The sequence below is a fragment of the Pseudomonas ceruminis genome (assembly GCF_021602025.1).
GTDB classification, from domain to species: Bacteria; Pseudomonadota; Gammaproteobacteria; order Pseudomonadales; family Pseudomonadaceae; genus Aquipseudomonas; species Aquipseudomonas ceruminis.
On the sequence record NZ_BQHW01000021.1, the window covers coordinates 36084 to 62468 of the forward strand.

Genomic DNA, 26385 nt, shown 5'->3' on the forward strand with positions numbered 1-26385 from the left:
GCCGGGCGGGTGGCGAAACGAGCTTTTTCCTGCCTTCTGGCGAGGAAAAAATTAGCCCTGGATAGGCACCAGGCCCCGTGGGACCTGGGCGTCAAGCTCCCCCGAAAGGGTGATTTCGACCGCCCCCGGAGTATGGGAGCATTCGACCCGCCCCACCTCCAGGCCCTGCCTCTGAACAACTCCCTAACCAGTATCGAGCCCGCTCGCGTACTGCGGCGCCCTGCATCCCCTTTCAGGAGTTAGCAATGCATACAACAACAAATACAGCCCCTGCCCTTGCCCCTCACACCACCGGACACAGCGCTGCACCTGGCCGCTTCCGAAAATCCATGAGCATGACCGCGCTGGTGCTTTTCGGCCTTGCGTACATGGTCCCGTTGGCCGTCTTCACCACCTACGGGCTGGTCACCCAGATGACCAAGGGCCACCTGCCCACCGCCTATATGCTGACCCTCGCCGCGATGCTGCTGACCGCCTACAGCTATGGCCGCATGGTGCAGGCGCACCCTTACTCCGGCTCCGTCTACACCTATACCCGCAAGGCCTTCGGCAGCCACTTCGGCTTCATTGCGGGGTGGACGCTGTTGCTCGACTACATCTTCCTGCCGCTGCTCAGCTACCTGCTGATCGGCATCTACATGTCCGAGTACTTCCCTGCGGTGCATGCCTGGGTGTGGGTCGCCGGGGCGATTGCCCTGGTGACGTTTCTGAACTTGATCGGCATCGAGTCCATCACCCGGGTCAACTGGATCCTGGTGGTGGTGCAATTGCTGTTCATCGTCGTCTTCGTTGCCTTGTCGGTGCGCAACCTGACCACGCAGGCCGCGCCGGTTTCACTGCTCGCGCCTTTCCATCATGACGGGTTCAGCGTACCGCTGATCATGACCGGCGCCGCCGTCCTGTGCCTGTCGTTCCTGGGTTTCGACGCGGTCTCTACAATGGCGGAAGAAACCACCAACCCGACCTCGCGCATACCCATGGCAATCCTGGCGGTGTCGGTAATCGGTGGGCTGCTGTTTCTGCTGGTGTCGTACTTCGCCCAGCTGGTTTTCCCGGAGTGGGCCAGTTTTGCCGACCCGGACTCCGCATCGGTGGATGTCATGCGCCGGGTGGGGGGCGAGTTCATGGTAACGGCCTTCACCGCCACTTATGTCGCCGGCTGCTTCGCCTCGGCGATGGTCTCCCAGGCCAGTGTTTCGCGGGTACTGTTCGCCATGGGGCGCGACGGCGCCTTGCCTAAGGTGTTTGGCCAGCTGGTGACGCCCAAACGTGTGCCGGCAGCGGCGATCATGCTGGTCAGCCTGCTGTCGCTGGTCGCCTTGTTCATCACCCTGGACACGGTTGCCAACATGATCAGCTTCGGCGCGCTGTTCGCGTTCTCGGCGGTCAACCTGGCCGTGGTCAAGCACTACCTGGTGGACAGCAGGCTGCGCGGCACACGCAACTGCCTGCTGTATGGCGCCGTACCGGCACTCGGGTTTCTGAGCACGATCTGGCTGTGGACCAGCCTGTCGAGCCTGTCGTTCACCATCGGCCTGTGCTGGATGGGCGTGGGGTTCGTCTGCCTGCTTGGCCTGACCCGTGCGTTCCGCGTGAAGCTGCCGGAGTTGCAGATGGCCGAGTAAGCCGCCTTGCATTGATAGGCCCGCCACATCAATGCATGCGAACTATGCACTTATCATATCAATGACCCTGCCGCACCATGCTCCCCCAATAAGAACCGTGCGCCGTGTCCCTCCGGCGCACGTCACAAAAGCGGTGTGGAGTACAGGCAATGACAGCAACAACACCCTCCGGACGCTCGCGGGCCAGTGCGATTTTCCGGGTAACCTCGGGTAACTTCCTCGAGCAGTTCGACTTCTTTCTCTTCGGCTTCTACGCAACACAGATCGCCGCGGTGTTCTTCCCTGCCAGCAGTGAATTCGCGTCCTTGATGATGACCTTCGCCGTATTCGGCGCAGGCTTTTTGATGCGCCCGCTGGGTGCCGTACTGCTCGGTGCCTACATTGATGAAGTAGGCCGGCGTAAAGGCCTGATCGTCACGTTGTCGATCATGGCCAGTGGCACCATCCTGATCGTGCTGGTCCCCGGCTACGACACCATTGGCCTGCTTGCACCGGCGCTGGTGCTGCTCGGGCGCCTGTTGCAAGGCTTCTCGGCGGGTGCCGAACTAGGGGGCGTTTCGGTCTACCTGGCTGAAATCGCCACGCCCGGCAACAAAGGCTTTTTCACCAGTTGGCAGTCGGCCAGCCAGCAAGTGGCAATCATCGTCGCCGCCGCCTTGGGCTATGCCCTGAATCAATGGATGGCGCCCGCCATGATTGCCGATTGGGGCTGGCGTATCCCGTTCTTCGTCGGCTGCATGATCGTGCCGTTCATCTTCCTGCTGCGCCGCAACCTGGAAGAGTCCGAAGAGTACGCCGCGCGCAAGCATCGCCCAGCCATGCGCGAGGTGTTCCGCACCCTGCTGCAACATTGGACCACCGTGCTCGCCGGCATGCTGATGGTGGCGCTGACCACCACCGCTTTCTACCTGATCACCGTGTATGCCCCAACCTTCGGCAAGACCGTGCTGCACCTGAGCACCGCTGACGCCCTGCTGGTAACGCTGCTGGTGGGTGTGTCGAACTTCATCTGGTTGCCGCTGGGCGGCGCGTTGTCCGACCGCATCGGGCGCCGCCCGGTCCTGATTGCCATGACCCTGCTGGCCCTGTCGACCGCTTACCCGGCACTCACCTACCTGGTCAATGCACCAAGCTTCGGCCACATGTTGCTGGTGCTGCTGTGGCTGTCGTTCATCTACGGCCTTTACAACGGTGCGATGATTCCTGCGCTGACCGAAATCATGCCGATCGAGGTCCGGGTTGCCGGCTTCTCGCTGGCCTATAGCCTGGCCACCGCAGTATTTGGCGGCTTCACCCCGGCGATTTCGACCTTCCTGATTCAATACACCGCAGACAAGGCCGCCCCCGGCTACTGGATGACCTTCGCGGCGCTTTGCGCGCTGTGCGCGACACTGTTCCTCTACCGCCGCTCAAGCGGTCGCCTGCAACCTGTCATGCCTTGAGCGGGAGCACGAACATGCGCACGTTATTGCAAAGCCTTGCGCTACTGGCCGGTGCAGGCCTGGCCACGCTGGCCCAGGCGGAACAGATCAAGGTGATGACCTCTGGGGGCTTCACGGCCGCGTACCAGGCGCTAGGCCCCCGCTTCGCCCAGGCCAGCGGCAACACGCTGGAAACCACGCTTGGCCCCTCGATGGGCCAGGCCCCCGAGGCCATCCCCAACCGCCTGGCGCGCGGCGAGCATGCCGACGTGGTGATCATGGTGGGGTATGCGCTCGATGAGCTGATCAGGCAAGGCAAGGTCGACCCCGCATCGCGGGTGGAGCTGGCAGACTCCCGCATTGGCGTGGTAGTACGCGCCGGCGCGCCGAAGCCGGATATCAGCTCCGTGGAGGGGCTGAAACAGGCGCTGCTTGCGGCCAGGTCGGTGGCGTATTCGGACAGCGCCAGCGGCGTGTATGTGCAGAACCAGTTGTTCAAGCGCCTGGGCGTCGATGCGCCACTCAAGCACACCGCCACAATGGTGCCTAAAGTGCCGATCGCCTCTGTGGTTGCAAACGGTGAGTACCAACTGGGCCTGCAGCAGGTCAGCGAGCTGCTGCCAGTGCCGGGTGTGAGCTTTGTGGGCAAGCTGCCTGAAGCGGTGCAATCGGTGACCCGCTTTGCTGCGGGCATCCCGGTCGATGCACAGCACCCGGGCCAGGCCCGTGCCTTGCTCGATTACCTGGCCTCGCCTGCGGCCCAGGCCACGGTGCAGGCCACAGGGCTGGACTCGGTCAGTCGCTGACGGCGGTCTTCATCTCCACCACCAGTCGCTCCAATGCCATCGCCGCCGGGGTCAGTGTCCGCCCCCGGCGTTTGATCAAGCCAACACTGCGCATCACCTCGGGGTCAGTCAGTGGCACCCGGGTGAGGATCGGGTGCTCCGCCGCCGGCATCGCCATCAACGGCACGGCCGCCACCCCAAGGCCGGCCTCCACCAGGCCGATCATGGTGGTCACGTGGCGCGTTTCGCAGATGCTCTGGCGCTCGGGCACGATGCCACTGAGCGCCTGGTCGAGCAGGAAGCGGTTGCCCGAGGTCTTGCCCAACGAAATGTAGTCCTGCCGGTAGAACTCCTCCCAACTGACGCTGCTGCGCCCGGCCAACGGGTGATCGCGCCTGCAGGCCACCACGTAGGCCTCCTGCACCAGGGGCTCGAACTCCACGTCGGCTTCCAGGGTGCCCATGAAGCTCAGCCCGAAGTCCGCTTCGCCATCGACCACCGCGCTCAGCACATCGTGGGCGCTGGCGTCCAGCACCCGCACCTTGATACGCGGAAACTGCCGATGGTAATGGGCGATCACCCGCGGCATGAAGTAGTACGCTGCCGAGGGTACGCAGGCGACGGTGACCTGGCCCAGCCGGGTCGAAGCGACTTCGCTGATGCCCAGCAGTGCACTGTCCAGGTCATCCAGCAACCGCTCGACACTGGGCATGAAACCACGCCCGGCCTGGGTCAGGCTGACCTTACGGGTGGTGCGCTCGAACAGCCGGACGCCCAGCGCATCCTCAAGCTTTTCGATGCGCCGGCTCAACGCCGGCTGCGAGATCCGAACGGCTTCGGCGGCCTTGCGAAAGCTGCCGTGATCCACCACTGCACGAAACGCCTGCAGGTCGTTGAGATCGAAGTTGATGGCCATGGCGCGCACACAAATACCAGCGGATTGATGCACGCATTTTATGAGTCCGCACAATTAATGCAAAATGTTACAGCACCCCCGAAGAGGATCCGCTGCCATGTGCCGGCCTTCCTCGACGGACCTGTCGCGGATTGTCTATGATCCGGACTTGAACGTTTCAGCATGTTTCAGTAAGGATCCAGATGTCTGTTCAGGAATTACCACCGGTAGCCGTTTCCAAAGGCGCTATCGGCAAGATGGAAGCGGCCATGGCGTTGGGCAGCTTCGCCATTGGCACCGGCGAGTTCGCAATCATGGGGCTGATGCCGGATATCGCCAGCAACCTGCAATTGAGCGAGCCGCAGGTAGGCCACGCGATCAGCGCCTATGCACTGGGCGTGGTGGTCGGCGCCCCAGCGCTGGCCATACTCGGCGCCAAGCTGCTGCGCAAGCACATGCTGCTGCTGTTGATGGCGTTGTATGCAATCGGCAACCTGGCCACGGCATTCGCCCCTTCGTTCAGCGGCCTGGTGGCCTTCCGCTTCATCAGCGGTTTGCCCCACGGCGCCTACTTCGGCATTGCTGCCGTGGTGGCCTCGAGCATGGTGCCCAACAATCAGCGTGCGGGGGCTGTGGCCCGGGTGATGATGGGGCTGACCCTGGCGATGCTACTGGGCAACCCGGTGGCCACCTTCCTGGGGCAGCATTTCGGCTGGCGCTCGGCCTTCGTGCTGGTTGGGTTGATTGCCCTGTGCACCATTGCGCTGGTGTGGCGCTTCGTGCCGCAGCGCCGTGATGAAGCGCGCAGTGACCCGCGCAAGGAGCTGCAGGCCTTTACCCTGCCCCAAGTGTGGATGGCGCTGGCCATCGCCGCCATCGGTTTCGCTGGGATGTTCTGCGTCTTCAGCTACCTGGCGCCGACCATGCTGCAGGTGACCCAGGTTTCCCCGCAATGGATCCCCTTTGGCCTGGCTGCCTTCGGTGTGGGCGGCATCATTGGCAACATTGCCGGAGGCAAGCTGTTTGACCGCCTGCAGTTCCGCGCCGTTGGCATTGTGCTGGTGTGGTCGACAGCGGTGCTGCTGTTCTTCACGTTTGCCGCGCATTCGCTGTGGAGCATTCTGCTGGGGATCGGCCTGGTGGGCACCATGATCGCGTTGGCCGCACCGTTGCAGATCCGCCTGATGGACATTGCCCACGAGGCACCAAGCCTGGCGGCCGCATCCAACCACGCCGCGTTCAACCTGGCCAATGCGCTGGGGCCGTGGTTTGGCGGCATGGCCATCAGCGCCGGGCTAGGCTGGACCAGCACCGGCTACATCGGCGCAGCAGCGGCATTGGCCGGCCTGGGTATCTACCTGGTGGCGCGGCGCATGAAAGGCGGCCACTAGACGCCTTTCGCTGGCTGGGGCGCCGCTGGCGCCTTGGCTACCGACCAGTGTTCAGCGCATTGTGCACTGTTCATCGCCCGCTCAATAACAGGGCATATTTTTCACAATTTCCTCACTCGCTTACTACCATGTCTGCGGTAGAATCGTCTCGCACTTCTATTGCCGCGTTTAAATAAACACTTCAATTCAACATGAGATAATTTTAATAAAGGCATGCCCATAGCCTCATTAACTTTGTTTCATATGAAATCTGCCTCCCACCAATTGTAAGTTCCCTCTAAAGGCGTGGACAATCGCCCTCGCTCAACGCTGCAAGCCAGGGTTTCCATGCCTTGGCGCGATCCCATAGGGTTTTGCACCAGGCGCTTTGAGCTTTTTGAAAAATATACCGGGCAACCTCAAAGGTTTGCTCCGCCTGTGCCTTCGTCTCGAAGACAAGTCCGATAAACTTTTAGAGGAAGTTTATGAACGCGCCAGCCCCACTGATCACCTTTGATCAAGAACATATTCTGCTTACCGGCGCTACCGGCTTTCTTGGCGGCTCGGTGGCCGCACAGTTGATCGCCAATGGCCGAGGGGCCGACCTGCGGTTTCTGGTGCGCGCCGACAGCCGCGAACAAGGGCTCATGCGCCTTCGCGACAACTTGCGCCAGCACGGTGTGGCCGACAGCGACTGCCAGGCGCTGAGCGCTGAGCAGATCATCTGCGGCGATTTCCTCGACACGGGCTGGATCGCCCAGGAGCTGCCGCGCCTGATGCAGATCGATCGGGTCATCAACTGCGCTGCGGTGGCGTCATTCTCGAAAAACCCAACGATCTGGCCGGTAAACGTCGAAGGCACCTATGCCTTCGCGGAGGCCATGAGCCGCTCCCCACGCCTAAAGCGCTTCCTGCATGTTGGCACGGCGATGAGCTGTGGCCCGCAGCAGCAGTCGCCGATCAGCGAGTCGTGGGAGTTTCCGGCCGCCGAGCAGCAACTGGTGGACTACACCGCTTCAAAAGCCGAAATCGAGCGGCGCATGAGCGACCAGTTGCCGCACCTGCCGTTGGTGGTGGCGCGCCCGTCCATTGTCGTGGGCCATCGCACCCTTGGCTGCCAGGCTTCGGCGAGCATTTTCTGGGTCTTCCGCATGGGCTTCGCCCTGGAAAGCTTCACCTGCGAACTGGACGAGCAGATCGACGTCATCCCCGTCGACTACTGTGCCGAGGCGCTGATTGGCCTGACGCTCAAACCACAGCTTGAACACAACCTCTACCACATCTCTGCCGGCCACCAGGCGGCCTGCACCTTTGCCGAGATCGACCGGGCATTCGCCCAGGCCAATGGCGCAGCGCCTGTGGGCGAGCGTTACCGCAAGGTCAACGTCGATGACCTCAAGGCCCTGGCCCAGGATTTCGAAGCCCGCATCGGCCCCGCCAACCCGCGCCTGGTACTGCGTGCCCTGCGCCTGTACAGCGGCTTTGCCGACCTCAACTACCTGTTCGACAACAGCCGCCTGCTGGAGGAAGGTATCGCCGTGCCACCGCGGTTCACCGATTACCTGGATGTGTGCGTGAAATCTTCCACCGGTGTCAGCATCGCCACCCAGATGCAGTGGGACTTCAAGTAGCGATCGTGTTATTGGGTTGGCCGTTCCCCCAGGCCTGCTCATTCACAAGATTCGCCGGCCGCTGTCCGGCCAGCGCGCTCAACAGGTTCTCCACCGCACACCGTGCCATGGCCTCGCGTGTTTCCTGCGTGGCTGAGCCAATGTGCGGTGTGGCCACCACATTGGCCAAGTGCAGCAGCGGCGAGTCCACTGGCAAAGGCTCCTGCACGAACACATCCAGCCCGGCGGCACGGATGCGCTGTTCACGCAGGGCGTCGATCAGCGCCCGTTCATTCACCACACGCCCGCGCGCGATGTTCACCAGGATCGCCTCGGGCTTCATCAGCGCCAACTCTCGCGCCCCAATCAACTCTTCAGTGCTACTGCTCAGCGGCACGGTCAGGCAAACGAAGTCCGCCTCACTCAACAATGCATCGAGGCTGCAGTACTGTGCGCCATGGCGGGCGTCGACCTCAGGCTTGGGCCGCGAACTGTGATAGAGCACCCGCATACCGAAGCCCGCCGCGCCGCGCCGTGCCAGCGCCTCGCCAATGCGGCCCATACCGACGATGCCCAACGTCTTGCCATGCACATCACACCCAAAGTGCGACGGCCCCAGGTTGGCTTGCCAATGCCCATCGCGTACCCAGTTGGCCAACTCCACCACCCGCCGTGCACTCGCCAAAATCAGGGCAAAACCCGTATCGGCCGTGGTCTCGGTCAGTACATCGGGCGTGTTGGTCAGCAGCACGCCACGGCGCGTCAACTCGGCGATGTCGTAGTTATCGACCCCGACCGACACGCTCGACACCACCTGCAGCTGCGGCGCCAGGTCCAGCAGGCTGTGGTCCAGCCGCAGGCTTGCGCCCAACAGCCCGTGGGCGCCGGGCAGCGCATCGCGCAGCCGTGCCAGCCCGTCTTTACCGGTGGTGTCGACGTAGGTCACCTCAACGTGCTGGTGCAGCCGCGCCAGCAACGCGTCGGACAAACGCTTGTAAAGGACGATCCGCTTTTTCATGGCCAGTTTCCTATGGGTTCATTGCCAGGCGCTGGCGGCGGCGCTTGGCCTGGCCAGGTGCCTGAGCGGTTTTCAGAATGGCCGTGAGCGCCACTGCCGTCAGCAGCGCCCCCGACATGAACAGGTACGAAGCACCGGGCCCGCCGGTTGCCCCATTGAGGTAACCGACCAGCCACGAACCGCCGAACGAGCCCAGCGCGCCCATGCTGTTGATCAACGCCATGGCCCCGCCAGCAACGTTGCTCGGCAGAATCTCCGGCACGATGGCGAAAAACGGCCCGTAAGGGGCGTACATGCAGGCCCCGGCCACGACCAGCAGCGCGTAGGACCACCCGAAGTGCTCGCTGCCCAGCGCATACGAGCCATAAAAGGCCAGCGCGGCCACCAGCAACGGCGGCCAGACGAAGCGCTTGCGTTTTTGCAGCCGGTCCGAGGCCCAGGACACGCCGATCATCGCCAGCACTGCCGCCATGTAAGGCACCGACGCCAGCCAGCCGGCCTGGACGATATCGACGTTGGCCGCCTGTTTGAGAATCGACGGTAGCCACAGCACGAAGCCATACACACCGATGCTCCAGCAAAAGTACTGCAGCGACAGGACGATGACCTGCGGTGAGCGAAACGCCTCGCGGTAATTCTTCACCGGTTTGATGCCTTGTTGTTCAGCGGCAAGCGCCTGTTCCAGCCGGGCTTTTTCCTGTTCGCTCAACCAGCTCACCTGGGCTGGGCGATCGTCCACCAGACGCCACCAGATGAACGCCCACAACACCGCAGGCAGGCCCTCGATGATGAACATCCAGCGCCAGTCGAATTGCTTGATCAGGTAACCGGATACCACCGACATCCAAAGGATGGTCACCGGGTTGCCAAGCATCAGGAAGGTATTGGCGCGCGAGCGTTCGGCACGGGTAAACCAATGGCACAGGTACACCAGCATCGCCGGCATCACAGCGGCCTCGACCACGCCCAGCAGGAAACGGATACCGATCAACACGTACACATTGCTGATCATCCCGGTCAGGGTGGCCAGGCCACCCCAGAGGATCAGGCTGGCGAAAATCAGCCTCTTCACACTGCGCTTTTCGGCGTAGATCGCCCCCGGTACCTGAAAGAAGAAATAACCGAGGAAAAACAGCGCCCCGAGCAGCGAGGACAGCGCGGGGGTGATCTTGAGGTCATCAGCCATGCCCGAGGCAGCGGCAAAGCCATAATTGGCACGGTCCAGGTAGGCCAGGCTGTAGGTGACGAACACGATCGGGATGATGTACCACCAACGGCGTGGCGCGAGGCTTGTCGATTGCATGACTGTTTCTCCTGAGCTTGTTGTTTTTGTCGCAACAGGGCCGGCGTACCGGCGATCAGACGTTCAGGCACTTCTGCGCAGTTCGTGCGCCTCCAGCTCGTGGCGCAGCGGCAAGCCTTCCATGTCGCCCGGCGACTGCACGGCGCGGCTGCCGCACCAGTTGCCACGCACCACCGCCTCCGCCAACGGGCGGCCTTCGAGCAACGCGCTGACGACGCCAACGGCAAAGGCATCGCCTGCACCTACGGTATCCACAACGTTCACCACCGGTACCGGCGCCATCTGCCCTTCGCCACGGGCATTGCGGTAGTAGGCGCCCTCGCCGCCCAGCTTGATCACCACATGTTCCACGCCACGGTCGAGGTAGAACGCCGCAATGTCAGCCGGGGTTTTCTGGCCGCTCAGCAGGCGGCCTTCGTCAAGGCCGGGCAGCAGCCAGTGTGCCTTTAGCGCCAGCGCGTTCACTTCACGCACCATGCTCCGGTGGTCAGGCCACAGCGACGGGCGTAGGTTGGGGTCGAAAGAAATGCTGCGCCCGGCTGCGCGCATGCCCTCCACCAGCGCGTGGGACAGCGCTCTGCAGCCAGGCGACAGCGCCAGCGGAATGCCGGTAGCGTGCAGGTGGCGGGCCTTGAGCAACGCCGGGGTGAGCTGCGCCACTGAAAGGTGGCTGGCCGCGGAGTGGCGGCGGAAATACTCCACCACCGGGTCACTGCCATCGTCGCAACGGCCCTTGAGCTGAAACCCCGTGGGATGGCGGCCATCGACCTCGACGCTGCTGCAGTCCACCCCTTCCTGGCGCAGGCTGGCCAGTACGAAGCGGCCCAGCGAGTCATCGCCCACCCGGCTCAACCACCGTACCCGAAAGCCCAACCGGGCAAGGCCGATGGCCACATTGCTGTCGGCACCGGCAATGCGCTTGGTGAATCCGCCCACGCTGGCCAGATCGCCCACCTGCTCGGCTACGAACATGGCCATGGTCTCGCCGAAACACAGCACATCATGCTCAGGCATGGCTCACCTCCTTGCTCAGGCCAAGCCTGGCCAGATGCGCGACCTGGTCGCGGGTCAACGCCAGCAAGTCATCGCTGACCAGCGGATATTCCACGGCGCGCACCAGCCCAGGGGCAAACGCTTTGAACATTTCGCCCCAGGCTGCCAGGTCCGCAGCACGGGGCGCCACGGCGACCAGGCGCCCCGACGCTTCGCACTGCACTGCCTTGCAGTGCACGTAGCGTACCCAGCGGCCGAGCTGCCGGGCGGCCGCAGCAGCCGACTCGCACTGCCAGTGCCAGTTGCCGATGTCGAAGGTCATGCCCAGCGCCAGCGCCAGCGCCAGCGCCTGTGCGTCAACCTGTTGGAAAAAGTGCAACAGCGGCGCGATGCGGCCGCCATGCCGAGTCTGGTCGTTCTCGACCAACAGCACCGGGCCGTCGGCGTTGAGCCATGGCTTCAGGGAGGCGACGTCGCAATGGGGTTGGTAGTGCCCCAAGGACACCTTTAGCGCCACGGCGCCCAGCGCCTTGGCCAGCGCCAGCTTGGCAGGCAGGCGTGGGTCTGGCTGGCCCGCTGGGGTCCAGAGCTCCAGGGGGGATGAATACAGGCATTCCAGGCCAGACGCCTGAATTGCCGCAGACAGTGCGGCGGCGTCCGGGGCCTCGTCGAACAGCTCCTCGCGCAATTCGACACGCGCCACCCCAGCGGCTGCGAGCAGCCCCAGGAAACTTGCCTGGCCACGTTGCCGGACCACGCTGGCACCGTAACTGGAAAGGCTGATGGAAACGGGGTTCTTGTGCATTGTTATTGTCCTGATGAAACCGGTTTCATTTTTGTGCGCAGCAACGACCCGCGATGCTGCACGCCGTTTATTCACGTAAGTGGGTAGAACCTCGGATGATCAATTCGGCCTTGAAATCGATGCGCCGCGCTGCCCCGTGCTCGCCACGCAACCGGCCGAGCAAGCACTCGAAGGCTGCCGCGCCGATGCGTTCGGTCGGCTGTGCCAGTGCCGTGATGCCGCCACCGACCAGCGGGTACCAGTCCAGCTCATCCAGGGCGATCAGACCAACGTCCTGGAACAGGTTGCAGCCTGCGTCATGCAACAACCGGGTGACCGCAAGCGTAGCGACGCCGTTGAAGGTGAAGATGGCTTGAGGGCCGTGGCCGTTGCTGTCGAGAAAGGTACCGAGCCTGGCTGGCAGGTCGGCATCGATTTCGAGCAGTTGCTGGCGCATGCCGGCACGGCGGCTGATCGAGGTGGTGAATGCCTGTACCCGCGCCAGCCGGGAACTGGTGCCATCGAGCAGTTCGGTGACGGCAAGGATGTCGCGGTAGCCACGCGCCTGCAGGTGGTCCAGGGCCTGCTCGATGGCATCGGCGTTGTCCAGCCCGACCAGGTCGGCCTGAAGCTCCGGCAGTTGCCGGTCCACCAATACCATGGGAATGTCGCGTTGCAGGTTGAGCAGTTCGCCAGGGTGACGACCGAGGGTATTCACGATCAGGCCCTCGACGTTGTACGACTGCAAGGCCGCCAGGTGATGGCGTTCCTGCTCGTCGTCGCGGTTGGTGTTGCACACCACCAGGCTGTAGCCGTGCTGGCGACAGGCGGTTTCGACACCGTGCATCACCGCCACTGAATAGGGGTTGAGGATGTCCGCCACCAGCATGCCGATCAGGCGTGTCTGGCCGCGCTTGAGGCCTCTGGCCATCTGGTTGGGTCGATAACCCAGGCGTTGAATGACCGCCTCCAGGCGCTTGGCGGTCGCCTCGGCGAGCAACTGGCGGTCGCCGCCGATGTAGCGGGACACCGTGGCCTTGGACACGCCAGCGACGCGTGCCACTTCGCTGATGGTCACCCGCTCGCGGGGATGGGCAGGCACGTCGGTCATGGCGGATCCCTTGTGATTGTTATCGGTGCCGATGAATGAAACCGGTTTCAATACACCAAAACCCAAGCCTTTCGTCATCTACCGTTCGTCGCCATTTTTACAACCCCCGGCTGCAGGCGCGACTCAAGGCCGCGCCTACAAGGGTCGCATTGCCGTCAGCGCAATGCTTTCACATCCCCCGCCGATACCGCACTGCCCTGGTTACCCCAGCTCGTGCGAATGAAATTCACCACTTCAGCCACCTCCTGGTCACTCAAGCGCCAGCCGAATGCGGGCATGGTGAAGTTCGACGGCGCCGTATGCGTCGCCGGCACCGTGCCGCCGGCCAGCACCACATGAATCAGCGAAGTGGCATCGGCCGTCTGCACCACCGGGTTGCCCGCAAGGGCCGGGAACACGCGGGTGTAGCCCTGGCCATCGGTACGGTGACAGGCCGCGCAGTTGTCGATGTATACCGCCGCGCCGGGCTTGCTGTCGTCCCCCTGCCACAATGCATCGGCGACCTGCTTGTCATAAACGTGCGGCTGGTCGTCCGGGTTGCTTGGCGGCAACGTCTTGAGGTACCGGGCGATGGCCGTGAGGTCGGCATCGCTCAAGTGTTGCATGCTGTGCTCGACCACATCACTCATGCCACCGAACACGGCGCTGCGGTCACTGCGCCCGGTCTTGAGAAACTGCACCAGTTGCGCTTCGCTCCAGCTGCCCAGCCCGTCCTTGTGGTCACCGCGCAGGTTCTTGGCAATCCAGCCTTCCAGCGGTGCACTGCCCGCCAGGAACTGTTCGCCCTCGGCGGGGCTCAAGGCCTTTTCCTGCATGGTCAAGGCACGGGGGGTATGGCATGCGCCACAATGCCCCAGGCCCTCGACCAGGTACGCACCGCGGCTTACCACCGGGTCGGCCGCCACTGGCGCTACCCAGGCCTTCGCCTCAGGGGCGAACAGGCCGCGCCAGATCGCCAACGGCCAGCGCATGCTCAATGGCCAGGGGATATCAGTCGGTTTGTTCGGCTGGGCTACGGGCTCGACACCCTTCATGAAGTAGGCATACAAGGCACGCATGTCATCCTCATTGACCCGCGCGTAGGACGGGTACGGCATGGCGGGATACAACGTGCTCCCATCCTTGGCGACCCCCTGGCGCACCGCCAGGTCAAAGTCCTCGAAACTGTAATGGCCTATGCCGCTGGCATCAGGGGTGATATTGGTGGAGTACACGGTGCCGATCGGGGTTTGCATCGGCAGCCCGCCCGCGAAGGGTTTGCCGCCCTTGGCGGTATGGCAGGCGACGCAGTCGCCGGCCCGGGCCAGATACTCGCCCTGCTTCACCTGCGCATCGCTGGCTTCTTGCCCTTGCGCCGCCACGCTGGCGCCCAGCAGCAGGGTGGCGATCAACCAATTATTCATGTTCATCGCTCCTCAAGCCTGGACCAGCGGGCCGGGGTTTTTCAGGTATTGCTCGCGGATCGCCCGGGCCGACCAATAGGTCAGCGCCGCCACCAGGCCGGTGGGGTTGTAGCCCAACCCCTGGGGGAATGCAGAGGCGCCGGGGACAAAGACGTTGTGCACGTCCCAGCTTTGCAGGTAGCGGTTCAGCGCACTGGTGCTGGGGTCAGTGCCCATGATCGCGCCACCGTTGAGGTGGGTGGTCTGGTAGCTGGCGGTGTTGAAGTGTTCTTTGACCTTCTTGCCGAGCATGGCAATGGCCTTGGGGTTCATCGCCTGGGCAATCTTGCTGAGCTTGTCGACCATGAACTGGTTCATCTTGATGTCGTTTTCCTGCCAGTCGAAGGTCATGCGCAGCAGCGGCTGGCCATAGGCATCGCGGTAGGTCGGGTCAAGGTCCAGGTAATTGCCACGGTACGACTGATGCGCGCCATGGGCGTCCATCGACACCTGGTGGGTGTAGTAATCTGCCGTGGCCTTTTTCCAGGCGCTGCCCCAGGCGGGGGTGCCGGGTGGGTTGGCGACACCGGCAATCGGCCGGCTGCCGGCCTGGTTGACCCACATCGGTGAGCCACCGACGAAGCCATGGGGCCCATGGTCGAAGTTGTCGGCATTGAAGTCGTCGATGGCCACACCATTGCCGCCAGCGCCAATGAAGTTGTTGGTGTAGGTGTCCTTGTCGAAGAACGCCTTGACCGTGCCCATGTTCTGGTAGGCAAAGTTGCGCCCGACCACCCCTTCGTTCTTGACCGGGTCATAGGGCTTGCCGATGCCGGACAGCAGCATCAGGCGCACGTTGTTGAACTGGAAGGCTGCGAGGATGACAAGGTCTGCCGGCTGCTCGACTTCACGCCCTTGGGCGTCGATGTAGGTCACGCCGGTAGCCTTGCGCTTGCTGTCGTCCAGGTTCACCCGCAGCACATGAGCGTTGGCGCGCAGCTCGAAGTTCGGCACCTGGCGCAGGGCTGGCAGAATGTTCACGTTGGGCGAAGCCTTGGAGTACATGTAGCACACATACCCGCTGCAGAAGCCACAGAAGTTGCACGGCCCCATCTGCGCGCCATAGGGGTTGGTGTAGGGCCCGGAGGTGTTGGCCGAGGGCAGATTGTAGGGCTTGTAGCCCAGGCTGGCGGTGGCTTTCTCGAACAGCTTGGCCGAGACCACGTTCTTCTGCGATGCCAGCGGGAACGGGTTGGAACGGTCCGGCGCATAGGGGTTACCGCCCTTCCCTTCGCCGACCACCTTGCCGTTGACAGTCCAGGCCTGGCCCGAAGTGCCGAAGACCTTCTCGGCGAAGTCGAAATACGGTTCGAGCTCTTCGTAGCTCACGCCAAAGTCCTGGATGGTCATGTCTTCAGGGATGAAGCGCTTGCCGTAGCGCTCTTCGTAATGGCTGCGCATGCGCAACTCCATCGGGTCCACCCTAAAGTGCACGCCAGACCAGTGCAGGCCCGCCCCCCCGACACCCTTGCCGGGCAGGAAGGCACCCAACTGGCGGTTGGGCAGCGCGACATCGTTGACATTGTGGCGGATGGTGACGGTCTCTTTCGACACATCCACGAACAGCTTCTTGCGCACGCTGTAGGTCAGCTCATCGATCACCTGTGGGTAGCTGCCTTCGGGGTAGGTGTCCTGCATGGGCCCACGCTCCAGGGCAACCACCTGCAGCCCAGCTTCGGTCAGCTCCTTGGCCATGATGGCGCCGGCCCAGCCAAACCCGACGATCACCGCATCGACCTTCTTCATTGCATTGGCCATGCCTTACGCCCTCTCGCCACGGATCGAAACTGCTGGGAACGGATAAGGCTCGTTGCGCTCGACCCAGTCCATGAAGTCTGCCCGGGCACCGGGGAAGCCGATCTGCGTCCAGCCAACCATGCCCTTGTTGCCGCCGTGAATCGGGTCACAGAAGAACCCTTCGCGGGTGTTCTGCACCAGCAAGCTGAAGAACACCTTGGCGGGGAGTTCCTCGAATACCGCTTCACCGGCTTCGATTTTGCTGAGGAGGTTGTCTCGGGTAGCGCTATCTTGCGCGGCAAAGGTTTTGCCACTGACCTGTTTGCACCACGCGTCCGCCGCAGCAATGCCCAGGCGGTAGATCTGTTGTGGGTTGAGTTGGAGCTGGTAACCAAACTCTGGAGCGGCGTCGGCCTTGAATGGGCCTTGCATGTACCACTGCGCGCCGGTGGCGTAAGGAGTGCTCATCTGGCGATCGATGAACTCGGCAGCACCGGCCTCCAGTGCGCCCGGGCCAAGTTCGTCAGCCGGGATGATGCGCGACACCGCAGCCTGCAGGAAAGCCCATTCCTCGGCAGTGAAGAACGTGGGCTGGTATGTGCTTGCCGGTGGTGTGGCGGGCACCTTCGGTTCGTGTACCGGCTCGGCCAGCAGTTGGCCAGCACCAAGGCCGGTGCCGGCCACGGTGACGACCGGAATCAGCGTCAAGGTCTTGCGCAAGAAGTCTCTGCGCGGATTGTCGGGGGCATGTCCAGACATAGGGTTCCTCATCAGCGTAGGTGGCCTCTGGTTGCGCCATCTGGTATTCGATCAGGGGCAAAAACCCCCAGGAAGGCCACAATCTAGCTGGATCGGAAATGTTTTGAAACCGGTTTCGCCCTTTTTGGCAGTTGACAACGGGTTCGGCATGGGAGCCTTTTTTCCGCCTTATCGTCTACAAAATCACCTGTGCTGCCAGGGAGTACATTTGTACTCCTCCCTGCTTTACGGCCCTAGTAGCCAGTCATCTCCAAGTAGCCGCGCCCCTCTTCACCCACCCGTACCGGCCCCTCCCAGTACGCAAACCGCGTGCCCATCCAGGCATTTGGTTCCAGGGCATCCACTTCAACATCCACCTGCACTGAAGGCACCCGCACCCGCCAGCGTGTAGGGACCTGTTTGCCATTGTCCTGCCGTGTCCAAGCCAAGGGGGTCAACTCGATCTGCCCATTTTGCAGCCGCCGCGACTGCCCCTGGGCATCGACCCAAGTCCCGGCGCGATATGGCGAAGCTTGGTCTTCACGCACCTGGAACACCATCAACTTGGCCCCGCCCTGCAGGTGCAGCGAGAACCAGTCCCAGCCACGTTGCCCCGCGGCCAACGGCTGGCTGCTCCATTCCCGGTCGAGCCACGCCTGCCCTGTAACAGGGATGCGCTGCCCATCGCGCTGCACCTCGCCCGTCACCTGGTAAAACGGTTGGCTGTAATAGTACGAAGCCTGGCCTTGGCCAGATTTCTCGCTATAGCCTTGCGCGCCATGCAACACCAACGGACGGTCGCTGGTCAGGTGCAGGTCATAACCAAAGCCCTGGCCGCGGGCGCTCATGCGCAAGTGGTCCACACCCGCGCTGCCTTGCAACGACCAGTCGTTGATCCAGGCGTGAAAAGGTTGCGCCTCGACGCCCGCCTGGCCAACCCCACCTCTGGCCAGCGTCTCGCTGAACTGGTGGCCGCCCGGCCCGGTCAGCGCTGCGTGGCCCATCCACAGGTTGGGGCTGCTCCAGCCCGGGCGCTCGGCCCCTGGCCGCAGTGCCGATCGGAACAGGGTCCATTGCGCCCCCCAGTCACGGCCCTGGGCATCGCGCAGGTTGGCGGTGACGTACCACCATTCGATACGAAAGCCATCGTGTGCCCCGTGGTCACGGGGGAACACCAGCGCCACGTCAGGCGTCACCGGTTTAAACGCGCCCGCTTCGGCGCCCAGGCCGGCATAACCCTTGGGCGCTGGCGCAGGGTCACAACCCGCCAGCAGTAGGCTGGCAAGCAGCAGCCAGGCTTCAGCTTTCATCGGCGAACTGCCGCAACAGAGCGCCTGGCTGGCTGCGGGCCAACTGCCAGAGCGGCCAGGCACTGGCCAACAGGCTGGTCACCAGGCCCAGCATGGCCAGTTGTACCAGTTGCCCGGCAAACACATGCCAAGGCAGGCGCCAACCGAACGCCTGTACGTTCACAACCGCCACCAGGCACCAGGCCAGCAACAAGCCCAAAGGCATCGCCAACAGCACCGTGAAGCAACCCAGCATCAGCGTCTGCCCCAGGCACAACCAGGCCAGCCAGCCGCGTGGCACGCCTAGCGCCCACAGCGGTGCCAGCTGGCCCAGGCGGCGCTGGCCCAAGGTCAGTTGGCTGATGAACAGCGCCACCCCAGCCACACCCAAGGTCAAACTATTCAATGCCGCAGTAACGGCGAACGTGCGGCTGAACACGTCGGTCGACCAGGCTTTGAGGCGGGCTTGCTCGAGCACCTGGTTGTCATCCAGGGCAAAGCGTTGCTGCAGGTCGTCCTTGAGCGCCGCCCCCTGGCCGGCGTGTACCAGCACGCTCAGGCCGGCCAGGCTGGCCGCCGGCGCATGACGGCGCAACCAGTCGGCGTTGACCAGCACATGGCCCTTGGGGTTGCCATAGTCGGCGTAAATGCCGACCACCGCCATGGCCTGCGCAGGCTCACCAGGCAGCACGACGCTATCCCCGACTGCCCGCCCCAGGCGCCGTGCCAATTGCTCGCTGAGCATTGCCCCATGACCGGCCGCCAGTTGCTCCCAGGCCCCGGGAGATTGGGCCAGCAACGGCCAATGGCGGCGGTAGAACCCATGATCGGCGACGCCTTGCACCTGCACCGGCCATTGCTGCAGGCGCCACTGCGTTCGCCAACTTGGCAACACCACCTCGACCGCCGGGCTTTGCCGCAGGTGGTGGTAGAGCTGCTGTGCCTGAGCGTCGTCCCGTGGCGTGACATACAGGTCCGCCGCCAAACGCTGGTCGAGCCAGCCAATGAAGGTGCGCCGAAAACCTTCGGTCATGCCGCCGACTCCAACGCTGGCGGCCAGCGCCAGCAACAGGGCCATCAACGCCAGGCTCAAGGCCGGCAACTGCTGACGGCTGTCGGCAACGAACCATTGCGCCAACGGCCGGCGACAGTACCGTGCAAGGCTGCCAAGCATTACCGCCAGCAGCCCTGGCAACAGCAGCGCCGCTGCCAGCAACAGGGCCGCCAGCATGCCGAACGCGCTGGGCAGCGACGTGCCGAAGTAACCGCACCCCAGGGCAACCACCAACAACCCCGCGCCTGCCGCGGCTTGGCGTTGCAGCCAGGGTACCTGCGCCAAACGCCATGCCTGGGGCTGCGCCAGGGTCAGCAGCGGCAACCGTGCTGCCCGCAACACGCTGTCCAACCCTGCCAACAGCGCGCCGAGCAGGCTGACCGCAATCCCTGCCAGCCACCACTGCACCGGCAGGTGCAATTGCCCGGCTACCTGGGCACCGTACAAGCCGCGCAGGCTGGCGGCAAAATCAGGCAGCATCGATGCCGCCAGCACATAGCCCGCCGCCACACCGGCCACGCCACCGGTCAGGGCGAACACCCCCAGTTCCAGCGCAAGTGCGGCGAGCATCGTCTGCAAACTGATGCCACAGGCGCGCAAGGTGCGGATCAGCCCACGGCGTTGCTCCAGCGCCAGGCCAATGGCCGCATGGGCAATGAACAGCCCGACCACGAAGGCCAGCAAGCCGAGCGCGGTGAGGTTAAGGTGGAAGCTCTCGGTCAGGCGCTGCAGGTCACCGTCATCCGAAGGGGGCTGCAGTGTCAGGTGGCCCGCGACCTGCGCTGGCAGCGGCACGTCACTGCTGCCGAGCAACCGCGATACCAGCCCCGGGGCCTTGAGCAACCGCTGAGCCTGGCCGATATCGACCACGATCACCCCTGGGGCCAAGTGTGCGCTGGGGGTGAGCGGCGGCAGCAGTTGCCCATCGGTCGTAGCGGCTCGCTCCCCCGGCTTGCGGCCTAGTTGGCGCAGGGTGTCCGGGGCGATCCATGCCTGCCCGGGAGGGCCTATGAACACTTGCAGGTCGAAGCCTTGCGGATCAGCCCCCGCGACCCGCATGCCTGGCAGCAGGCTAAGCGGCTCGATGCCAATCAGCCTGAGCGTGAACTGAGGCTCACTGGCCAGGCGCACTTGCCCTTCCAGCAGCGGTGTCACCTGCCAACCCTGCCTGCGCAATTGCACATAGAGCGCCTGGTCGAAACGTTGCCCATCGCGCGCCACCCATTGCGCCTGGGCGGGCCCGGCCAGCACGGCACTGGCCTGGGCATAATCGCTGCGCGCCTGGGCGTTGAGTGCCTGTACCCCGGTCCACAGGGCGGTGGCCAGCCATAAGCCGGTAAAGATGCTGAGGCACTGCAGGCGATGGCGCCACCAGTGGCTGGCCAATGCCTGCAACGCGATCACCAGGCTGTTCATGGCGCCTGCACCCGTCCCTGGTGCAGTACACAACGGCGTTGCAGGCGCGCCGCGAGGCGCTGGCTATGCGTGACCATCAGCACGCTGCTGCCCGCCTCTTCCACCAGTTGCAACAACAACGCCAGCACCTCATCACTGCTGGCTTCGTCGAGGCTGCCCGTGGGCTCGTCGGCCAGCAGCAAACCCGGCCGGCTCGCGAGTGCCCGGCCGATGGCAACCCGCTGCTGCTGGCCACCGGACAACTGCTCGGGGTAGCGTTGCAGCAACGTCGTCAGCCCCAGCCGCGCGGCCAGGTGCGTCAACCACGCCGGATCGAGTCGCCCCGCCAGGCGGGCCTGGAACGCCAGGTTGGCGGCAACATCGAGGCTGCTGATGAGGTTGTACTGCTGGAACACCAGGCCAATGCCCTCGCGCCGCCAGCGCGCCAGGGCGGTTTCGTTGCGGCTGTCGAGCGGCTCACCGTCGATGAAGATACGCCCGCCGTCGGCGCGGTCGAGACCGGCCAGCAGGTGCAGCAAGGTACTTTTGCCGCTGCCGGACTCCCCCATCAGGGCCAGGCTGCTGCCACGCGCCAGGGTCAGGTCGACCCCGCGTAGCACCTCCAGTGTGCCCTGGGCAGTGGCGAACGACTTGCGCAGTTGCTCGACGACCAGCATCGAGGGGTTACCTTTTCCGACGGGTTCACAGTAGGCATAGCTGCAATCACCGCTTTGGGGCAACTACCTTTTGCTGCAGGTCTTGAGCATGACCAGAGCCTGAACGCGCTTGCACCGCGATAGAACGGGAAACAGGCCTAGTTCAGCAGGGCATGCTGCACCTCACCCACCGTTGCCGCCAGGCTGTTCAGGTGCAGGCTGAGCACCCGCTCCACAGGCGCCTGGTCAAGCGGCCAGTGCAGCGCAATGCTCCCTGCCAGCCGCCCCTCCACCCGCACCGGCAACGCAATCGCACGGATCAGGAACGGCAAGCGCACCGGGTACTCCCAAAACCCTTCAGTGCGCTGCCCGAAGCCCTTGTGCGCGTCCGCCTCGATATCCCGCAACACCCCCTCGTCGCCTACCCGCTCATGGGCCGCCAGGCGTTGCACTTCATCCTCTGCTAGCTCCTTCAGGCATGCCCGGCCCATCGCTGAATGGAACAGGCTGGCATGGTGCCCAACGATCTGGCAGTTGCTGGGGTAGCGCTTGCGCAGCACCTGTGGAATCGCACTCTCCATCACCTCGAGGCGCTCGCCGTCGAAGCACGAGAGGTCCGCCACCAGCCCGGTACGCTCGCTCAGGTCCAGCAACAACGGTGCTGCGCGCTCCACCAGTTGCCGCTTGAAGCGCTGCTGACCGTCGCCGAACAGGCGCCGGGCACACAAGCGATAACGCCGATCGCTCAAGCCCCGGTACACCCAGCCCTGCTCCTGCAAGGTGGCGAGCATGCGCGACACCGTGGCCTTGGGCAGCGCGGTGAGGTAATGCAGCTCCTCCAGCCCCAGCGCCTGGTGTTCACCGAGCAGTTCGACGATGGCCAATGCCCGCTCCACCGAACGGACGCCGCCGCTGTCTGGCGTAATACCCATGGGGTTCGACCTCCCTGACTGTGCGTGGATGGTCATCATGCGCAGCAAGATACGGGCCTGCCCAGGGAGTGCATCACCCCCGCAGGCACCCCGGCGGTCGCCGCTCGACCCAGCGGGTCAGCTGCTCGTGGGCGAACGCCAGCTGCAGTACCGCATGATCGGCCTGCGCCGGGCCTATGATCTGCAGGCCCATCGGCAGCCCGGCAGCGTTGAAACCCACCGGCACGCTCATGCTCGGCAAGCCCGCCAGGGTGGGACCGATCACTACCTCCATCCAGCGGTGGTAAGTGTCCATCGCCCGCCCGCCTACCACCTTCGGCCACGGCACCGCTGCGTCGAAAGGGAACACTTGGGCGGCGGGCAGCAGCAGGAAATCGTAACGTTCGAACAACTGGCTCATTGCCTGGTACCAGGCGCTGCGGTCCAGCGCAGCGCGGTACACCTGTGCCGCCGTCAACCGCAGCCCGCCTTCCACTTCCCACTGCGCCTCGGGCTTGAGCAGCGCGCGCTTGCGTGGGTCTGCATAGGCCGCGCCCAGGTTACCGTGCACCAGGAAGTGGCGATGGATGAGCCAGCATTGCCATAGACGCGCCATGTCAAAGCCTGGCTGGCACGCCTCGACCCGGCAGCCCAGCTCGGCGAAGTCCGCCAGCGCGGCTTCGCACAGGCCCATTACCCCATCCTCCATCGGCAGGTAGCCGTCATGATTCCCTAGCCAACCGACCCGCACGCCCGTGAAGTCACGCTGCAACCCGACAGCGTAGTCACGCGGCCTGTCACGCAGCGACAACGGCACCCGTGGGTCATAGCCGGCCTGCACCGACAGCAGCCGCGCCACGTCCGTTACCGTGCGGCCCATCGGCCCCTCAGTGGCCAACTGCTGCATGAACAGTTCCGGCGTCGGCCCATAAGGCACCCGCCCTTGCGAAGGGCGCAGGCCGTAGACGTTGTTGAACGCCGCCGGGTTGCGCAGCGAGCCCATCATGTCGCTGCCGTCGGCCACCGGCAGCAGGCGCATGGCCAAGGCCGCTGCAGCGCCGCCGCTGCTGCCGCCTGCCACACGGCTGTGGTCATAGGCATTGGTGGTGGTGCCAAACAGCGTGTTGTAGCTCTGCGAGCCCAGGCCGAATTCAGGCACATTGCTTTTGCCAACGATCAGCGCCCCACTCGCCCGCACCCGCGCCACGCTGATCGCATCCTGCGTGGGTACCTGTTCGGCGAACAACGGCGAGCCCAGGGTGGTACGCAGCCCGGCGGTGGCCGCCAGGTCCTTGATCGCCTGGGGCATGCCATGCATCCAGCCGCGTGACTGGCCACGGGCCAGCTGCGCATCGCATTGGTCGGCTTCGCCCAGCAGCACCTCGCCATCGCGCAGCGATACCAAGGCATTGACCAACGGGTTGAACCGCTCGATATGGCCCAGGTAGGCCTGCATCACCTCACGGCACGACACCTGGCGGGCATGGATCGCCTGAGACAACCCGTGGGCATCGAGGGCGACGATCGGGTCAATGGCTAACGGGTTCACGGTTTCACTCCCAAGTTGAAGGCAACAGGCTTGCCGGCGCGCGGTGCCTCTTTCAGGCAATAGGTGCCCAGCAATGTCAGCAGGCAGGCGAACAGTACGTAAAACGACGGTGCCACCGGGGTGCCCAGTGCCTTGCTCAGCCAGGTGACGATCAGCGGCGCGAAGCCGCCGAATACCATCACCGCCACGTTATAGGCCACCGACACCCCTGTGGAGCGCACCTCGACGGGGAACTGCTCGGCCAATGCGGTGGGTGCAGGGCCGAAGAAGCCGCCAATGGCTGTGCACAACAGCAACTGCATCACCAGCAGGCGTTCGATCGACGGCGCCGCGGCCACCCAGACATACAGCGGGTAGACCATCACGAAGAATGCCAGGGTGAACGCCATCAGCACCGGTCGCCGGCCAAGGCGGTCTGACAACGCACCGGCCAGGGGGATCACCACCGTCATCAGCCCCACCGCCAGCATCTGCACCAACAGCACCTGGTCCAAGGGCAAGCCCAAGTTTTTGTGGGCGAAGGTCGGCATGTTCACCAGCACCACATAGAACGATACCGTCGCGCCACAGGCCAGGCCCATCGACACCAGCAGGCTACGCCGATGCTCACGCAGCACCTGCCACAGGCTTGGCGCGTGGCCCTTGGCCTGCCTGCGAGCTTCGAGAAATTCCTCGGGTTCTTCCATGTGCTTGCGAATCCACAACCCCACGGGACCGATCAGCAAGCCCAGCACGAACGGAATGCGCCAGCCCCAGCTTTCCAGCGCCTGCGGCGAGCACAGATGCGTCACCAGCGCCACCATCGCCGCCCCGGAAAACACCGCCAAGCACTGCCCGACCAATTGCCATGAGCCATACAGCCCCTTGCGATGGGCCGGCGCGCTCTCCACCAGAAACGCCGTGGCACTGGCGTACTCACCGCCCGTGGCAAAGCCCTGCAGCATGCGCGCCACCACGATGAGCAGGGGTGCACCCATGCCGATGGCCAGGTAGCTGGGCGCGAAGGCGATCATCGCGATGGACAGCGTCATCAGGCGGATGATCAGTTGCATCGCCGCCTTGCGCCCCTTGCGGTCGGAATAGATACCCAGCAGTACCCCGCCCACCGGGCGCATGAAAAAGCCCACGCCGAAGGTGGCCAAGGCCATCAGCAGCGAGGCGTACTCGTCATCGGAGGGAAAGAACTGCTGGGCGATGATGCTGGCCAGAAAGCCGTACACGATAAAGTCGTACCACTCCAGGGCATTACCGATGACCGCCGCGACCACTTGCCGGGTACGCGACGCGCCTGTGTTGGAAGTCTGCATGCGGAACACTCCATCAATCTGTTGGCCAGAAACGGTTCAAGTGATCGCCCAGGCGCGATCGCACCCGGGTTCCAGCGGCAGTCGTCAATGAAGGGGTCAGGCGGGTTTGAGCCAGCGCTCGGTCAGCGCGCCCCAGTAGGCGGCGCCGGTCAGCAGAATGTCGTCGTTGAAGTCGTAGGCCGGGTTATGCACCATCGGCCGTTTCTCGCCATTGCCAATGAACAGGTAGGCGCCCGGGCAGCGCTGCAGCATCCAGGCGAAGTCCTCGCTGCCCATCAGCTTGCGGGTATTGCCGTCCACCGCCTCAGCCCCGAGCAACTCGACCCCGACCTGGTGGGCGAAGGCATTTTCCGCCCCGTGGTTGACCAGCACCGGGTACGCCGGGCGGTGCTCGATACTGGCGCTGCAGCCGTAGCTCTCAGCCTGGTGGATAATGATCGCCCGCACCCGTTCCAGGGTCTGCGCCCGCACCTGGGCGTCGAGAGCTCGCAAACTCAGGCGCAGCAGCGCCTGCTGTGCAATCACGTTGGCGGCCTCACCCACCTGCAACGCGCCGACGGTTACCACCGCCGCCTCCTGCGCATCGATATTGCGTGCTACTACCGTCTGCAGCGCCATCACCACACTGGCGGCCGCCACCAGCGGGTCGATCGTCAAGTGCGGCATAGAGCCGTGGCCACCCACACCCTCGATGGTCACGTTGAGCAAATCCTGCGAAGCCATCATCGGCCCCTCACGAAAGCCCAGGTGCCCCGCTGGCAGCCCCGGCATGTTGTGCATGCCGAACAGCGCATCACAGGGGAAGCGCTCCAGCAGCCCATCGGCCAGCATCGCCTCGGCCCCGCCCTGTCCCTCTTCAGCCGGCTGGAAGATGAGCGTCAGCGTGCCATCGAACTGCCGCGTCGCCGCCAAGTAGCGCGCTGCGCCGAGCAGCATGGTGGTGTGCCCGTCATGCCCGCAGGCGTGCATGCGCCCTGGGTGGCGGCTGCTGTAGGTGGCGCCCGTCGCCTCGTGGATCGGCAGCGCGTCCATGTCCGCGCGCAGGCCGAGCTTGCGCGTGCTGCTGCCATTGCGCAGCACGCCGACCACGCCAGTCTTGCCGACGCCGGTGTGCACTTCATAGCCCCAGTCCTTGAGCCACTGGGCGACCAGTGCCGCGGTGCGGCTTTCTTCGAAACCGAGTTCGGGGTGAGCGTGGATATCGTGGCGGATGGCGTGCAGGTCGCTGGCCACGTCGTTGAGCCAGGCCAGGATGTGCTGATGCTGCGACATGTGGAATCTCCTCGCGCGGGTGGGGTCCCGTTCTTGTTGTTCGCTGCCAGATCACGACGGGTAAGGCAGGTCGTGGTTGGCGACAGATAAGCGCGAGTGGGCCGGGAGTACAATGGAATG

The 26385-nt window shown here is 64.1% G+C and carries 21 protein-coding genes; 5 read left to right on the forward strand and 16 right to left on the reverse strand.

Annotated features, from left to right (window positions below; genetic code table 11):
* Nucleotides 1-245: 245 nt before the first annotated feature.
* The 3 genes from L6D80_RS21680 to L6D80_RS21690 all read left to right on the forward strand — a co-directional run bounded on the left by L6D80_RS21680 (nt 246) and on the right by L6D80_RS21690 (nt 3852).
* A complete protein-coding gene (locus L6D80_RS21680) occupies nt 246-1625 on the forward strand; it encodes an APC family permease (protein ID WP_176515430.1) in 1380 nt (459 codons plus the stop codon).
* Between the two features lie 149 nt (nt 1626-1774).
* The gene (gene tcuC / locus L6D80_RS21685; RefSeq protein ID WP_054901365.1) at nt 1775-3067 is read left to right on the forward strand and encodes an MFS transporter; all 1293 of its coding nucleotides are present in this window, start codon (nt 1775-1777) and stop codon (nt 3065-3067) included.
* Between the two features lie 14 nt (nt 3068-3081).
* Nucleotides 3082-3852: a substrate-binding domain-containing protein gene (locus tag L6D80_RS21690; RefSeq protein ID WP_054901366.1), complete on the forward strand. Its 771-nt coding sequence runs from the start codon at nt 3082-3084 to the stop codon at nt 3850-3852.
* On the opposite strand, the gene L6D80_RS21695 is transcribed toward L6D80_RS21690, so the two are convergent.
* Nucleotides 3842-4747: a LysR family transcriptional regulator gene (locus tag L6D80_RS21695; protein WP_176515432.1), complete on the reverse strand. Its 906-nt coding sequence runs from the start codon at nt 4745-4747 to the stop codon at nt 3842-3844. The two genes, L6D80_RS21690 and L6D80_RS21695, sit on opposite strands and share 11 nt — an antisense overlap.
* A gap of 182 nt (nt 4748-4929) precedes the next feature.
* Between L6D80_RS21695 and L6D80_RS21700 the strand changes: the two genes are divergently transcribed.
* On the forward strand, nt 4930-6117 hold the full coding sequence (locus L6D80_RS21700) for an MFS transporter (protein ID WP_176515434.1): 1188 nt from the start codon (nt 4930-4932) through the stop codon (nt 6115-6117).
* A gap of 464 nt (nt 6118-6581) precedes the next feature.
* Nucleotides 6582-7727: a cationic peptide resistance protein CprA gene (cprA, locus tag L6D80_RS21705; RefSeq protein WP_054901369.1), complete on the forward strand. Its 1146-nt coding sequence runs from the start codon at nt 6582-6584 to the stop codon at nt 7725-7727.
* Here the strand turns inward: cprA and L6D80_RS21710 are convergent.
* The 15 genes from L6D80_RS21710 to L6D80_RS21780 all read right to left on the reverse strand — a co-directional run bounded on the left by L6D80_RS21710 (nt 7720) and on the right by L6D80_RS21780 (nt 26265).
* On the reverse strand, nt 7720-8724 hold the full coding sequence (locus tag L6D80_RS21710) for a 2-hydroxyacid dehydrogenase (protein WP_176515436.1): 1005 nt from the start codon (nt 8722-8724) through the stop codon (nt 7720-7722). The genes cprA and L6D80_RS21710 overlap by 8 nt on opposite strands.
* A 10-nt stretch (nt 8725-8734) precedes the next feature.
* Nucleotides 8735-10027 carry an MFS transporter gene (locus L6D80_RS21715; protein ID WP_176515438.1) on the reverse strand — a complete coding sequence of 431 codons (1293 nt, stop codon included), beginning with the start codon at nt 10025-10027 and terminating at the stop codon, nt 8735-8737.
* Nucleotides 10028-10090: 63 nt separating this feature from the next.
* Nucleotides 10091-11041 carry a sugar kinase gene (locus L6D80_RS21720; protein ID WP_176515440.1) on the reverse strand — a complete coding sequence of 317 codons (951 nt, stop codon included), beginning with the start codon at nt 11039-11041 and terminating at the stop codon, nt 10091-10093.
* The gene (locus L6D80_RS21725; RefSeq protein WP_176515442.1) at nt 11034-11825 is read right to left on the reverse strand and encodes an AP endonuclease; all 792 of its coding nucleotides are present in this window, start codon (nt 11823-11825) and stop codon (nt 11034-11036) included. Before L6D80_RS21725 ends, L6D80_RS21720 begins: the two co-directional genes overlap by 8 nt.
* A 67-nt stretch (nt 11826-11892) precedes the next feature.
* Nucleotides 11893-12915 carry a LacI family DNA-binding transcriptional regulator gene (locus L6D80_RS21730; RefSeq protein ID WP_176515444.1) on the reverse strand — a complete coding sequence of 341 codons (1023 nt, stop codon included), beginning with the start codon at nt 12913-12915 and terminating at the stop codon, nt 11893-11895.
* A gap of 155 nt (nt 12916-13070) precedes the next feature.
* On the reverse strand, nt 13071-14318 hold the full coding sequence (locus L6D80_RS21735) for a cytochrome c (RefSeq protein WP_176515446.1): 1248 nt from the start codon (nt 14316-14318) through the stop codon (nt 13071-13073).
* Nucleotides 14319-14330: 12 nt separating this feature from the next.
* Nucleotides 14331-16115, reverse strand: coding sequence for a GMC family oxidoreductase (locus L6D80_RS21740; RefSeq protein ID WP_176515448.1), 1785 nt, complete (start codon nt 16113-16115; stop codon nt 14331-14333).
* A 3-nt stretch (nt 16116-16118) separates the two neighbouring features.
* Nucleotides 16119-16853, reverse strand: coding sequence for a gluconate 2-dehydrogenase subunit 3 family protein (locus tag L6D80_RS21745; protein WP_176515450.1), 735 nt, complete (start codon nt 16851-16853; stop codon nt 16119-16121).
* Between the two features lie 233 nt (nt 16854-17086).
* Nucleotides 17087-18142 carry a lipocalin-like domain-containing protein gene (locus L6D80_RS21750; protein WP_176515452.1) on the reverse strand — a complete coding sequence of 352 codons (1056 nt, stop codon included), beginning with the start codon at nt 18140-18142 and terminating at the stop codon, nt 17087-17089.
* A complete protein-coding gene (locus tag L6D80_RS21755) occupies nt 18132-20591 on the reverse strand; it encodes an ABC transporter permease (protein ID WP_176515454.1) in 2460 nt (819 codons plus the stop codon). The genes L6D80_RS21750 and L6D80_RS21755 overlap by 11 nt, the downstream gene beginning before the upstream one ends.
* Nucleotides 20588-21247, reverse strand: coding sequence for an ABC transporter ATP-binding protein (locus L6D80_RS21760; RefSeq protein ID WP_176515456.1), 660 nt, complete (start codon nt 21245-21247; stop codon nt 20588-20590). Before L6D80_RS21760 ends, L6D80_RS21755 begins: the two co-directional genes overlap by 4 nt.
* 137 nt (nt 21248-21384) lie before the next feature.
* Nucleotides 21385-22158 (reverse strand): IclR family transcriptional regulator, encoded by a 774-nt coding sequence (locus tag L6D80_RS21765; RefSeq protein ID WP_176515458.1) that lies wholly within the window; start codon nt 22156-22158, stop codon nt 21385-21387.
* A 73-nt stretch (nt 22159-22231) separates the two neighbouring features.
* Nucleotides 22232-23686, reverse strand: a complete 1455-nt coding sequence (locus L6D80_RS21770; RefSeq protein WP_176515460.1) for an amidase — start codon at nt 23684-23686, stop codon at nt 22232-22234.
* Nucleotides 23683-24993 carry a citrate-proton symporter gene (locus L6D80_RS21775; RefSeq protein WP_176515462.1) on the reverse strand — a complete coding sequence of 437 codons (1311 nt, stop codon included), beginning with the start codon at nt 24991-24993 and terminating at the stop codon, nt 23683-23685. The genes L6D80_RS21770 and L6D80_RS21775 overlap by 4 nt, the downstream gene beginning before the upstream one ends.
* 96 nt (nt 24994-25089) lie before the next feature.
* On the reverse strand, nt 25090-26265 hold the full coding sequence (locus tag L6D80_RS21780) for a M20 aminoacylase family protein (protein ID WP_176515464.1): 1176 nt from the start codon (nt 26263-26265) through the stop codon (nt 25090-25092).
* Between the last annotated feature and the right edge of the window lie 120 nt (nt 26266-26385).